This is a genomic window from Ensifer sp. KUDG1 (assembly GCF_050434285.1).
Taxonomy (GTDB): Bacteria; Pseudomonadota; Alphaproteobacteria; order Rhizobiales; family Rhizobiaceae; genus Ensifer.
The window spans coordinates 445,834-458,435 of record NZ_JBNDIG010000002.1 but is presented as its reverse complement, the minus strand read 5'-3'; the positions used below and the strand labels follow the sequence as shown (position 1 = coordinate 458,435).

At 64.1% G+C, this 12,602-nt stretch carries 10 protein-coding genes and 2 tRNA genes; 3 read left to right on the top strand and 9 right to left on the bottom strand.

Annotated elements, in window-relative coordinates; genetic code table 11:
• Positions 1 to 41: 41 nt before the first annotated feature.
• Positions 42 to 117 (bottom strand) — tRNA-Lys (locus M2267_RS07730).
• Positions 118 to 413: 296 nt separating this feature from the next.
• Between M2267_RS07730 and M2267_RS07725 the strand changes: the two genes are divergently transcribed.
• Positions 414 to 983: a hypothetical protein gene (locus M2267_RS07725; protein ID WP_429113729.1), complete on the top strand. Its 570-nt coding sequence runs from the start codon at positions 414 to 416 to the stop codon at positions 981 to 983.
• A 134-nt stretch (positions 984 to 1,117) separates the two neighbouring features.
• Positions 1,118 to 1,193: transfer RNA gene (locus M2267_RS07720), tRNA-Lys, on the top strand.
• Positions 1,194 to 1,248: 55 nt separating this feature from the next.
• Here M2267_RS07720 and M2267_RS07715 read toward each other — a convergent pair.
• From M2267_RS07715 to M2267_RS07705, 3 genes are all read right to left on the bottom strand, one after another.
• Positions 1,249 to 2,166, bottom strand: a complete 918-nt coding sequence (locus M2267_RS07715; RefSeq protein ID WP_429113727.1) for a PhzF family phenazine biosynthesis protein — start codon at positions 2,164 to 2,166, stop codon at positions 1,249 to 1,251.
• A 251-nt stretch (positions 2,167 to 2,417) separates the two neighbouring features.
• Positions 2,418 to 3,158, bottom strand: coding sequence for an NUDIX hydrolase (locus M2267_RS07710; protein WP_429113724.1), 741 nt, complete (start codon positions 3,156 to 3,158; stop codon positions 2,418 to 2,420).
• A gap of 2 nt (positions 3,159 to 3,160) precedes the next feature.
• Entirely contained in the window at positions 3,161 to 4,267 is a 1,107-nt protein-coding gene (locus M2267_RS07705) for an endonuclease/exonuclease/phosphatase family protein (protein ID WP_429113723.1), read from the bottom strand.
• A gap of 339 nt (positions 4,268 to 4,606) precedes the next feature.
• Here M2267_RS07705 and M2267_RS07700 point away from each other — a divergent pair, with 339 nt between their 5' ends.
• On the top strand, positions 4,607 to 6,064 hold the full coding sequence (locus M2267_RS07700; RefSeq protein WP_429113722.1) for a CHAD domain-containing protein: 1,458 nt from the start codon (positions 4,607 to 4,609) through the stop codon (positions 6,062 to 6,064).
• A gap of 48 nt (positions 6,065 to 6,112) precedes the next feature.
• Here the strand turns inward: M2267_RS07700 and M2267_RS07695 are convergent, their stop codons facing one another.
• The 5 genes from M2267_RS07695 to M2267_RS07675 all read right to left on the bottom strand — a co-directional run bounded on the left by M2267_RS07695 (position 6,113) and on the right by M2267_RS07675 (position 12,453).
• The gene (locus tag M2267_RS07695; RefSeq protein ID WP_429114512.1) at positions 6,113 to 7,660 is read right to left on the bottom strand and encodes a DUF1254 domain-containing protein; all 1,548 of its coding nucleotides are present in this window, start codon (positions 7,658 to 7,660) and stop codon (positions 6,113 to 6,115) included.
• A 374-nt stretch (positions 7,661 to 8,034) separates the two neighbouring features.
• A complete protein-coding gene (gene dapA, locus M2267_RS07690) occupies positions 8,035 to 8,952 on the bottom strand; it encodes a 4-hydroxy-tetrahydrodipicolinate synthase (RefSeq protein WP_429113720.1) in 918 nt (305 codons plus the stop codon).
• 243 nt (positions 8,953 to 9,195) lie between these two features.
• Positions 9,196 to 9,837 (bottom strand): Isoquinoline 1-oxidoreductase subunit, encoded by a 642-nt coding sequence (locus M2267_RS07685; RefSeq protein ID WP_429113718.1) that lies wholly within the window; start codon positions 9,835 to 9,837, stop codon positions 9,196 to 9,198.
• A gap of 2 nt (positions 9,838 to 9,839) precedes the next feature.
• A complete protein-coding gene (locus M2267_RS07680; protein WP_429113716.1) occupies positions 9,840 to 11,993 on the bottom strand; it encodes a molybdopterin cofactor-binding domain-containing protein in 2,154 nt (717 codons plus the stop codon).
• 4 nt (positions 11,994 to 11,997) lie between these two features.
• On the bottom strand, positions 11,998 to 12,453 hold the full coding sequence (locus M2267_RS07675; protein WP_429113714.1) for a (2Fe-2S)-binding protein: 456 nt from the start codon (positions 12,451 to 12,453) through the stop codon (positions 11,998 to 12,000).
• Positions 12,454 to 12,602: the final 149 nt, after the last annotated feature.

Genomic DNA, 12,602 nt, shown 5'->3' with positions numbered 1-12,602 from the left:
GTGTATGAATTCTAATCTAATCAGCGCTTTAGGAGAAGTTTTGGTGGGTGATCACGGGCTCGAACCGTGGACCCGCTGATTAAGAGTCAGCTGCTCTACCAACTGAGCTAATCACCCATCCGCGACCGCTGCGGTGTGTCCCGCTGCTGTCGTGAGGGGGCGTATAAAGGCGTTCGGTTTGGTTGTCCAGCGCCTTTGTGAAAATCTTTTGAAAAATTTCATGGGGCTAGCGCACCCCCTGTGGAGAACTTGCTCTGCCTCTGCCAAGCGCGTTACGGCCACATCCGCGCGCCCTGCAGGTACAGGCCAAAGGGGAAACGCGACGAAAGACCCGTTTGACGCGAGCCACATGCTCGGCATACTGCAACGAAGCGGGCCACACGAAACGAGCGATGATTGGAGAGGTTATCCCCATGCGCAGCACGATCGCCACAGGAATGCTCGTCGGTATCCTTGCCGGCATCGCCACCGAGGCGAAGGCAGACGTGCCGTTCTTCAACGCCACCTGCCCAGGCCGCATCGAGGTCCACGCCGATCGGGGCGGTCCCGTCTACATCAACGGCAGCGAGGCACGCCTGAAGCGGTTCAGCAACGACTACTACGAGGCGAGCCAGGGACGAACCACGGTCTCGATCAGCGTCAACCGCGATGGTTCGCCCTCGATCAGCTACACCCGCCGGGGCGCCGGCAATGGCGTCTGCCGCGTCACGTCGGCCGGCGGCAACACACGGCCACGCCCGGAGCGACCGCCGCAATATGACGACACGCAACAGCCGGATCGTATCGACGCAAGGATGATGCCGCGCTTCTGCCAGGGCGAAGCCTCCGCCGCTTTCGGCGTGCGCCCCAATCGCATCACCGTCAACATGGCCTTCCGAAGCGGCCGCTATTATTGGGTGCAGGGCAACTACGATGGCTCCCGCGGCGCCACCTTCTTCAATTGCCGCTTCGACCTCAGGGGCAACTTCATCGACGTGCGCTGACGACAGGATCGATCGAAGGCGAGACTTCGGCCGTTTCCGACTGCTCCGGCGGAAACGGCTGTGAGTTTCTCATCGCGAGATGCAAATACCCTCTTGAGTGTGATGAGGTCGTGCGCTAAAGCGACGCCATGGATGGGTGATTAGCTCAGTTGGTAGAGCAGCTGACTCTTAATCAGCGGGTCCACGGTTCGAGCCCGTGATCACCCACCAAAACTTCTCTTAAAGCGCTGATTAAGCTGAATTTTCCAAAGCATACATCTATGCCTCAGACGTAGAGTTCGCCGGCTGCGATCTTCACTGCATGGCCACCGATACGGGCATTGCTGATCTCGCCGCCCGCAATGTCGAGATGCAGGTGGATGAAGGACGGCCGCCCCATTTCCACGCCCTGCTCGACGAGCACCGGATGATGGCCGTCGACGAACTGGTCGAAGTAATGGATTGCGCCGGAAAGGGCAGCGACGGCCGAGCCGGTCGCCGGATCCTCGAGGTTGCCGGCACCGGGCCCGAACTTGCGGGCATGGAAGCGCGCCGTGTGGTTCACGCCGCCGCGACAATAGACGTAAGCGGCGGCAAGCCGACCCTCGGCCATCGGCGTCAGTTGCTCCCAGCGCAGCGAATCGAACTCGATCGACGAAGCGGCCGCAACATCATGCACCGGCACCATGACGAAGGGGGCGCCCGCGCTCCAGAACGAGGGCACGTGATTCTCAAAGCCGATCTGCGAAAGCTTCAGGCTCAGCGCATCGGCGATCGCCTGTCGGTCGAAGCGTGCGTCGAGCCTGACGGATTTGCGCGGCAGGTCGAATTCGGCAAAGCTCGCCTGCCCGGCCTTGAGCCGCACGGCACAGCGCACCGGCCCCACCTTTTCCTCCAGCACCTGGACGAGGTCGATGCCCTCTTCGATCGCGCCATGCTGCGCCTCGGCGATCGCCACGGCCGCGCCGACGGTCGGATGGCCAGCAAAGGGCAGCTCCTGACTGGGCGTGAAGATCCGCAGCTTTGCCGTATGCGCAGCACCGCCGGGCCTGCGAATGAACACCGTCTCCGACAGGTTGAATTCCTGCGCGATTGCCTGCATCGCCCCGTCGTCCAGCCAATCGGCACCGAAGACCACGGCCAGCGGATTGCCTTCCAGTTGCCTGTCGGTGAAGACGTCGTAGATCGCGTAGCTGAGCGCCATTCATGTCCCCTTGCGAATATGCCCGAACTTTGCAGCGTCGGGACGCGGGCGGCAAGGCTTAAAAGCACCGGTACACAGCTCGGCGCGGATCACGTTTTCTTTAGCTCCCACTCCCGCGGCTTGCCTCGCCGTCCGAGCGACCAAAAGTCTGCCCGGACTCAGCCGGCGCCCATCCGCCGTCGCGCAGCCATCAGGAAACCCGCGCTAAAGTACGCGAATACAAGAGGATACGACGCCCCGCTGACTCAAAATCAGAGCGGCTTCTCACGCTGGAACAGCCAGTCGAGGATCGGCGGGATGAAGGGCGGATAGTTGTGCGCCACGGGGTCCGGGCCAAAAACCGCGATCGCTTCGTCGATCTCCGGTTCGGGATCGGTGGCGATATGCGCGGCAACGCGCGCAACCAGAGCTGCCGCCTTCTCCGGATAGCGATAGACGCGGATGAGCGTCACGGCGCGGCCCATATGCAGCAGGTGATAACCGGGCTCCACGGTCGCGAGCGAAAGGTCGATACCGGTTTCTTCCATCGCCTCGCGGCGGATATTGCCGTCGATGTCGCAACCGCCATCGACGATATCCTCGGGCTCCAGCGAACCGGAGGGGCTGTAGACCCGCCCCGGATTGGCCGTGTGCCCGCCCATGCGCACCAGAATCAGCGCACCGTCGGAAGAAAGGATCGCCGGCATGGCGAAGAGATGGAAAGCACTCTGCGCCCGCGTCTTCCGCCACCAGAGAAAGGTCGAATAGGGCACTACATGCCCCTCGCCCCGCAACCGGCCGTCGTCGATGCGAAGCGCCCTCAGCAGCACCATGCGCCCATCGAAGAGATGCGGATTGGCGGCGATCTCCCGTTGCCAGTTTTCCTGTGCGCGCTCCACCTCCTCCAGGTGAAACGGATGGGCTGCGCCGGCAACGCGGACATCCACCGCATCGATCGGGATGATGGCGCCTTCGGCTGGCCACTCAGCCGTGTTGCTTTCAAGCGCGCTCATGTTCAAACATCCAGCGTGATGGCCACGGGGCAATGGTCGGATGCCTTCGGCCGGTCCCAGCCGGTGCGCGGATAACGCTCCACCTCCAGCTCCGGCGGAAAGATCGTGCGGAACGGCTGGCCGCCGCGAATGACCTCGGGCACCTGCTGCGCATTGCGCTTGGCAAGCGCCGGCGACAGCCAGATATAGTCGAGCTGGCAGAGATGCCGCTCCTGCGGCCCGCGGCTGTGGAACAGCGTCCAGCGGTCCATCACCGGCCGGCGCAGCATCGGGTTTTCGGCAAAGCCGTCATGGGTGAAAACGTCGAGCGAACTCGTCTCCTCCTCATGCGGCACGAACTGGTAGCCGGTGCGCCGGTCGCCGAGGATGTTCACCTTCTCCTGGTAGTCGTTCATGTCGCCGCAGATCGCAAACATCTTGTCGGCCGTGTGCCCGCGGCCAAAGCGGCTTTCGATAATGTGGCGCACGGCCGAGGCTTCGGCGACGCGCAGCGGCATCGTCGCCTGCCGGCCGTCGAGCCCTTCGCGCGCCGGCCCCATCGATTTGAAATGCACCACATAAAGCGTCAGCGGCCGCCCGCCGATGCGAAGATCGAGCTCCAGGCAGTCGCGCTTGAAGATCCGGTCGGCCGGCCGGTTGGTGAGCGCTATTTTGTCGTTGAAGAGGTCGAGGTCTTCATAGGTCAGCCCCGCATGGCTTTTGACCTCCAGGCACTCGATCGGCTGGCCGTCGCGCGTTTCCTCGCGCATCAGCACGGCCACATCGATCCCGCGCGAATCATTGCCCTCGATCAGGTACTTCTGGCGGTAGCCGTTACCGACCATACGAAAGAGGTAGTTGTACTCGAAGGCCTGCAGCGAGGCCATGTTGTCGGCTTCCTGCAGGCAGAGGATATCGGCATCGCAATCGGCGATCGCCAGCGCCGACATCTGCCGCGTATCGTCGGTATGCGCGATGGTGCGCGCCTCCTCCAGCCGCTGATACTCGGCTTCCGTCTTTACGTCGAAGAGCCGCAGCACCCGATCCTGCTTCAACTGGTTGCGAAATCCGGAAAAATCGAAGCGGCTCAAAAGGTTTTCGATATTGAAGGTGGCAAGGCGAAGCGACATTTATCAATTCCGTGGCATGAAATGTGGGGAGCTTAAGCAATTCCAGGAAAAGTGTGAAACGGTTTTCCGTTCGGAATTGCGGCAATACAAAAAGCAATTCCAGGAAAAGTGCGAAGCGGTTTTCCGCCCGGAATTGCGGCAATACAAAAAGCAATTCCAGGAAAAGTGCGAAGCGGTTTTCCCTCCGGAATCCATTGAAATCCCGTACACCTCAGGGCCTCCCGCTCCGAGCGCGACCTACCGCGTCGGACCGCCGCGCAAATATGATTCATGTCATTCAGAACACGAACCAATGTGCTCATATGGCATTATCGCGTTGTCTATCGCACTTGTTGGAGGATGGGGTTGAACACGGAAATCGAAATCAAGCTCGAGCTTCTCCCTGAAGATCTCGATCGCTTTACCGAATCCGGGCTTCTGGGTGAGCCCGCAAGCGTCGAAAGCCAACGGTCGGTCTATTTCGACACGCGCGCCCGCGACCTGTTCCAGTCGGGTTTTACGCTGCGCATCCGCACCGTCGGTTCTGTCCGCACCCAGACGATCAAGGCGACGGGCGCGAGCGCCTCGGTCTTTGCCCGGCCGGAATGGGAACAGCCGCTGGACGATGACGAGCCGGTGGCCAACCACACCACGCCGCTTGCCGCCCAGTTCGACCTTGAGCCGGGCGATCTGCAGGCGCATTTTGCCGTCGACGTCGAACGCACCACCTGGAAGGTGAAGCAGGATGGCGCCGACATCGAGGTCGTGCTCGACCGCGGCCTGATCACCGCGGGCACCCGCCAGACCACGATCGGTGAGATCGAGCTCGAGCTCAAGGACGGCGCGCCCGAGGCGCTCTTCACGCTTGCCCGCCGCATCGAGGCGATCGTTCCCATCCGCTTCGGCGTCATGTCCAAGGCCGAGCGCGGTTTCCGTCTCATCGATGCCGAGCAGATGGTCTTCAAGGCCGAGCCGGTCGAACTCGACCGCGAGATGCGGGTGGCAAAGAGTTTTCGCACGGTCGCCCTTTCCTGTCTTCGCCACCACCGCCTGAACGAGGGCGTGCTGCGGGTGCGCCAAAACCCGGAGGCGCTGCACCAGGCCCGCGTTGCCCTTCGGCGCCTGCGTTCGGCCTTCTCGCTCTTCAGGGATCTGCTTCAGGACGATGAAAGCACGCGCCTGAAAGGCGAGCTGAAGTGGCTGGCAGGCGTCTTCGGCAAGGCCCGCGACGTCGACGTTCTCCTGGCGCGCGCATCCCGGCCGGAACTCGTCGACCGGCTGAAGACAGCCCGCGCCGCCCGCTATCGCGAACTGTTCGAAGCGCTCGACGACGGCCGCGGCCGCGCCCTGATGCTCGACCTCCACGAATGGCTGCATTGTGGCGCCTATCTCTCGTCACCGCCCGCCGAACTTCATGATCGTCCGGTGACCGATTTCGCCGAGGCGGTGCTCGACCGCGAACGCCGGAAGCTGAAGAAGCATGGTCGTGCGCTCGCCAAGGTCAACGACGAGGAACGGCACGAGGCCCGCAAGGACGCCAAGAAGCTGCGCTATGCCGCCGAATTCTTTGCGACACTGTTCGACGACAAGCGTGGCGCCAGGCGCCACAAGCGCTTCACGGCCGCAATGGCCGCGCTGCAGGATGAACTCGGCACGCTCAACGATCTGGTCTCGGCGCCGCTTGTGCTGAGCGAAATCGGTCTTGAGGATCACTCGGACGCCGGAACGCTCGTCGTGGAGGCGAACAAGGACAAGCTCATCGACCGCGCACAGGCCGCGCTCGACGACGTGATCGACGTCAAGCGTTTCTGGCGTTGAACACGCCGGGCAAACCGACGCCGGCTTATCCCGGCACCTTGGCCGCGGTCATGCCGCAACCGTGATCTTCGGCGGCTGCCACGAGCCGTCGAGGATCTCGTCCTTGCCCCAATAGGCGCGAATATAGAGCGAGAAGATCCCGTGCGGCGCCGGCAGCCAGTTGCTGTCCTTCTCCCCACCGGGGCGCTCGGCGCTGACATAGAGCGTCAGCGAGCCGTCCTCATTGTGCTTGAGCTTGTCGCTCTTGGTGCCCAGCGAGTAGCGCTTGAAGTCGTTGGTGTGGAAGAGGTGCTTGTCGTCATAAAGGGTCAGCGACCAGAAGCCGTGGACCGGCGGCTCCTGGCCGGGCGCAAAGGTGATTTCGTAGAGCTTCACGCCGGTCAGCTGGTCGCCGGCGCCGTCGAAGTCGGTATAGAAATACTGCGTCTCGCTCGGCCGGTTGTTGAACATGTTCGACTTGGCGGTGCCGGTCCGGTTGAAGTAGTCGATCCCCCATTGCGCATTGTTGACCGAGCGGTTCCAGCCGTTGCCGGCGGGCAGCCCGTTGCGCTGCCATTCCAAGAAGGGGTGGATGACCTTCTCCTCCGTCTCGATCGCCGTGTCGACGAGCATGCTCCTGAGCTCGGGATCGCGCTCGGCCGCATCGAGCAGCAGCCGGAACTGCGCATAAAGCGCCTCCTCCCCCGGCAGTGGATCGACCGCAGCGATGGCGTCGCCGAACTGGTCGAAGAACGTCTCCGGCGTTACCCATTTGGTTTCGCCGTCGGTCGCGCCGCCATTCAGGGGCGGTGCCGGAATGTCGGTCAGCTTCGCCCAATTGATGGTTTTCGCTTCGCCGGTGAATTCCTTCAGCGGATAGAAGACCACCTGGTTGATCAGCGGCTGGATCGCCTGGTTGTCGTCGCTCACATCGGTCTGGAAGATGCGGGGAATGGCGCTCGCAAGCGATGTCGGGGAGCGGATGATGTCGGTGATGCCGGCGGGCTTCAGCCCGTCCCAGTCGGGGCCGACAAGAAGATAGAAGCCGGGCCGCGTGCCATAGGGCTTGCCGAGCTGGCCGAACTGATCGGTGCGGGCATCGTAGAGCGAATAGAGCCAGAAGCGGTCGCCGAAGTCGGGCACCTGCGCAACGACAGGCTCGTCGTCGAGCTCGAAGAAGCCGAGGCCGTAGACGACGTCCTGGTTCGGGCATGTGACGAAGGTTTCCGACGGCTCGATATAGTCGTGCAGCATGCCCACCTGCCCGCGCGGGGCCACCGGCGAGAGCCCGCCGAGCAGGCCCGCATAGGGCGCCTGGGTGATCTTCGCCCGGCGGTTCAGCATGTTGACGATCGGCCAACCCCAGATATAGGCCATCTGCCCGATGGTGCGGGCATAGCCCGGATGCATGGCGACGCCGGTCACCGGCAATGTCGGCGCGCCCGGCCCGAGCGCCTGCTGTGCCGCGGCGGGCGTGGCCGAGGTCACGACCGAGGCGGCCGTCAGCGCCGCCGGAACGGCCGCGCCGGCGCCGATCGCGGCAAGCGAGGCCGCGCCGATCCCGCCTTTCATCATGTCGCGTCGAGTGATTTCAAGATTGCTGCCGGATGTCTTCATCATCGTCTCCAGGCGTCCTGATCAATCAGCTTTGGGACGGGCACCCGCACAGGCGCCCCGTTTTTGGCACACCGTCCATCTCGCCCGGCTTGGTCCTCGCGCCGGGAAACCGGCTTTCGCCCTCACCCGTGACGGTTCAGGGCACGGACCGCTCGCAAGAATGGTTCTCTGTTTTTTTCCTCAACTGCGGCATTTCAATGCCCAGCAGCACGGCCCGCACAGGGCCGTCGGACACCGCGCGTGAGGACCGCTATCCTGCCGAAACAAGCCGTTCCGCGAAAGTACGTAACTGTTAAAATACGATGCAAACGGCGACGCAAAGCAGGGCGATCTTCCCTTTACCGACCGCCCCACTTTGGAAAACCGCCGCAGGCTCAGCGCCGGTCTTCCTGCGCCGCCATCGCCCTTTCGATCCTCAGTGCCAGGTCATCGCTGACCGGCACCATCGGCAGGCGCATCTCCGCACTGTCGATCAGCCCCGCGCGCCACAGCCAATGCTTGATCGGCCCGGGGCTCGGCTCGGCAAAGAGCAGCCGCGGCAGGTCGGCAAGGCGCTGCCAGGCGGAAAGTGCGCCCGGCTGGTCGCCGGCAAGGAGCCTGTCGCGGATATCGGCAAAGGCTGCCGTGTGCGCATGGGCAGACGCCGTGATCCCGCCTTCGGCCCCTTGCGTCAGCGCCGTGTAGAACAGCGGGTCCTCGCCGGTCAGCACGGCGAAATCGCTGGGCTTGTGACGCAGCAGATCGAAGGATTGCGTCGCATCCGCCGAGCAATCCTTGACGCCAACGATGTTTCTCCGCTCGGCAAGTTGCAGCATCGTCTCGTTATCGAGGTTGACGCCCGTCCGATAGGGAATGTTGTAGATCAGGATCGGTCGTTCCGTGGCGTCGGCAAGCGCCGAGAAATGCGCATAAAGACCGCGCTGCGACGGCCGGGTGTAATAGGGGCAGGCAATCAGGTAGCCATCGACGCCCCAGGCCGCCGTCCGCTCCAGCGCCTTCACCGACTTCCGCGTATCGCTACCGGAAAGCCCGAAATAGACGGGGATGCGCCGCCCCGCTGCAGCCAGGGTCTCGTTGGTGATCGCAACCACCCGCTCGCACTCCGCCTCGTCGAGCGCCATGCCCTCGCCCGTGGTCGCGCCGAGAATGAAGCCATCGATCGGCTCGGCCGCATAGTGGACGACCAGCCGGCGGAGCGAGCGCTCGTCCAGCTCCCCATCTCGAAAGGGCGTGATCAACGGCAGCCAGAGACCGCTAAGGCCCGGCGATCGTGTTGAAGCTGTGCTTTCCATGAAATTCCATCTCCTTTGAAAAACCGGAGACGGAGAGCGCAAGCGAAAACCCCGTCCGAACCGGCGGGGTCGATCTGATCCTTGTGCTTGCTATGCTCTGCGCGCAACGACCGTCAGCCCCGGATGCGGGGCTTTTTTTACAGTCGTCAGTTTTGCGAGGCGGCAGGTCATGGCGGTGAAGGTCGAACAGTCTGGCCGCCTTGTCAAGGAGGACCGGTGCCGCAGTCAGTCCGCACATCTCGCTCAGTCCGGACATTCCGCGCCGGTCTCCACCCAGGCGGTGATCAGCGCGGCGAACTCCGGTTGCGAGCCGGGCGGCGCGCTGCGGCCCTCGCCCGGATGCCAGGCCCAGCCGACCAGGTGGTCCTCACCCATGTGCTTGATGAGATCGGCATGGGAGCGGTTGCCGTTGCGCTCCGTATCCTTCACCTGTTCGCAGATCTCGCGAACGGTGAGGCCCTGCCAGGCCATGCTTGCGGGCGCCAGCTGCCAATGGGCGTTGCCGGGGATGGACTTCAGCCGGCTGCCGACGATCGCCCGGTTCTCCGCACCGTGGCAGGTGCTGCAGGCAAGGCCGGCCGGCCCCATCGAGCTGTCGGCGGCGATCATCAGTGGCACATGCGGGTGCATGTCCTCGCCCTGCGTCGGGCTGCGCGTCGCCGGGTGGCAGTTGATGCAGCGCGGATGGGTGAGCACCCGGCTCGCCTCGGCAAACATCGCCTTCGAGCGCTCACGCGCATCGGTGATCGCGGCAAAGTCGGCCGCACCTTTCAAGGCGCCGCCGCTGCCGGTTTCGGCAAAACCGCTGACAGGCTCGAAAGCGGCAATGAAACCTGCCGCCACGAGCGCGGATGCAAGCGAGAGAGCAAGGGCTGGCCTGTTCATGGTCACACCCTCCTCAGGTCGCCCTGGTCGATCGGCAGGGTTCTGAGCCGCTTGCCGGTCGCCATGAAGATCGCGTTCAGAAGCGCCGGCGCCACGCCGGGCGTACCCACCTCGCCGATGCCGCCGGGCGCCTCGGCGCTCGGCACGATATGCACCTCGATCGGCGGCGTCTCGTGGATGCGCAGCACAGGCGCGTCGTCGAAATTACCTTCGACCACCGCGCCGTTTTCGACGGTGATGCGCCCGTAGAGTGCCGCGCTCAGGCCATAGACGACGCCGCTCTGGATCTGCGCTTCGACCGTGTCCGGGTTGATCACCTGGCCGCAATCGACCGCGCAAACGATACGCTCGGTCTTGAACCTGCCGCTCCCGTCGAGGCTGACTTCGGCGACCATCGCCGCGAAGCTGCCGAAATCCTCGGCAACCGCGATACCTCGGCCCCGGCCCTTGGCAAGCGGGGTCGACCAGCCGGCCTTCTCGGCTGCAAGGTCGAGCGCCCCGAGCAGCCGCGGCTTGTGCTGCAGCAGCCGCCGCCGGTATTCGAGCGGATCGACGCCCGCGAGTTCCGCCAGTTCGTCGATGCCGCATTCGACCGGGGGAATGTTGCGGGTGGCGCCGACGCCGCGCCAGTTGCCGGTGAGCATGCCATCCGGCGCCTCTTGGCGGGCAAAATCGGTCTGCCTGTGTTCGATCGCATAGGGCGTTTCGGCCCCCGCCATCTGGTCGAGGTCGACGCCGTCCTTGGTGAAGCCCGGGAACCAGCGCGCCATGACCGACGGGCCGATGACCCGGTGCCGCCAGGAAATCGGCATGCCGTCGGCCCCGAGCGTCGCCGTCACCTTGCTGTAGTTGAGGTAGCGATAGCAGTCGTGGCGGATGTCCTCCTCCCGGCTCCAGGTCACTTTCACCGGGCCCTTCACCTGCTTGGCGATCTTGGTCGCCAGGATCACGCCGTCGACATCGAGCCTGCGGCCAAAGCCGCCGCCGAGCAAGTGGTTGTGCACCACCACCTTTTCGACCGGCAGGCCGGTCACGTCGGCTGCCGCCTGCCGTGCCCGGCTCATGATCTGCGTTCCCACCCAGACTTCGCAGCCATCGGGGCGCACATGCACGGTGCAATTCATCGGCTCCATGGCGGAATGGGTCAGGATCGGCATGCGGTAGACGAATTCGTGCACCGGCCCATGCTCGGCCTCGGCCCTGGCGACGTCGCCTTCATGCAAATGCGGCAGGGCCTTGCCGTCGATCGCCGCATCCATGAGGCGCTCGAGCTCGGCTTGCGAAACCGAGGCGCTCGGCCCCGGATCCCATTCGATCGCAAGGGCCGCGAGCCCCTTTCGCGCAGCACCGGTATTGTTGGCGACAACCGCGACGGCCTCCTCGATGCGCACCACCTGGCTCACGCCCTTGACCGCCATGGCCGGGGCCTCGTCGACCGCGCGCAGCTTGCCGTTGAAGTGCGGACAGATCGCGATCGCCGCATAGGAGACGCCGTCCGGACGGGCGTCGATACCGAATTTCGCCGTGCCGTTGACTTTCTCCGGGCTGTCGAGCCGATGCACCGGCTTGCCGATCACCCGGTAGCTGGAGGCCGGCTTCAGCGGCACCTCCTGCGGCACGACCTCAGAGGCCGCAGTCGCAATCAGGCTGCCATAGGCAGCGCGCCGGCTGCCGGCGGTCTCGACCACATTTCCGGCCTCGGCCCTGCAGGCGTCGGGCGAAACGCCCCAGTCGCGCGCCGCAGCACTGACCAGCATGATGCGCGCTGTGGCACCCGCCTTGCGCATCTGCTCGTAGACACCGCGGATCGCAAAGGAGCCGCCGGTGATCTGGTCGCCCAACAGCGGATTGGCATATTGCTTGGGATCGGCCGGCGCATGCTCCAGCACCACCTGGTCGAGCCCGACTTCTAGCTCTTCGGCGAGCATCATCGCGACCGCCGTATAGATGCCCTGCCCCATTTCTACCGAGGGCATGACGAAGGTGATCTTGCCTTCCTGCGGAATGCGGATGAAGGCGTTCGGCGCGAAGGGATCGCCTGCCGCTGTTGCCGCCTGCGGCCTGAAGCCGATCACAAGGCCCGCGCCGGTCAGCGATGCGCCGATCAGAAGCTGGCGGCGCGATAAGGAAAGGTTCGTTCTGTCGAAGATGGACATGGCATCACCCCCGCGCCGCAAGCTTGATGGCTGCACGAATGCGCGGATAGGTGCCGCATCGACAGATGTTTCCGGCCATGACCGCATCGATGTCGCTGTCATCAGGCGTCGGATTAGCGGCAATGAGCGCGGTCGCAGACATGATCTGTCCGGACTGACAGTAGCCGCACTGCACCACGTCGATGTCGAGCCAGGCCTGCTGTATCTTCTTGCCCTCGGGCGTGTCGCCGATCGCCTCGATCGTGGTGATCGGCTTCTCCGCCGCCTCGGACACCGGCATCACACAGGAGCGCGCCGCCTGCCCGTCGATATGCACCGTGCAGGCGCCGCACATGGCGATGCCGCAGCCGAATTTGGTTCCGGTGAGCCCTATCGTGTCGCGCAGGACCCAGAGCAACGGGATATCGCCGTCCACATCAACGGCATAGTTCTTTCCATTCACGGTGAGATTGTAAGGCATGACACCATCGGCCGGAGCCGTCCCCTGTCCATGCGAAGGCGCGAAAATACCAACAAGGGGGACGGTCGGCCAAATTACATTCTTGTGAGGTGTCGTCGGGGAAATCCCTACGCCCCGGCCGCCGGGCGACATTCGTGGAGGGGAGCGCG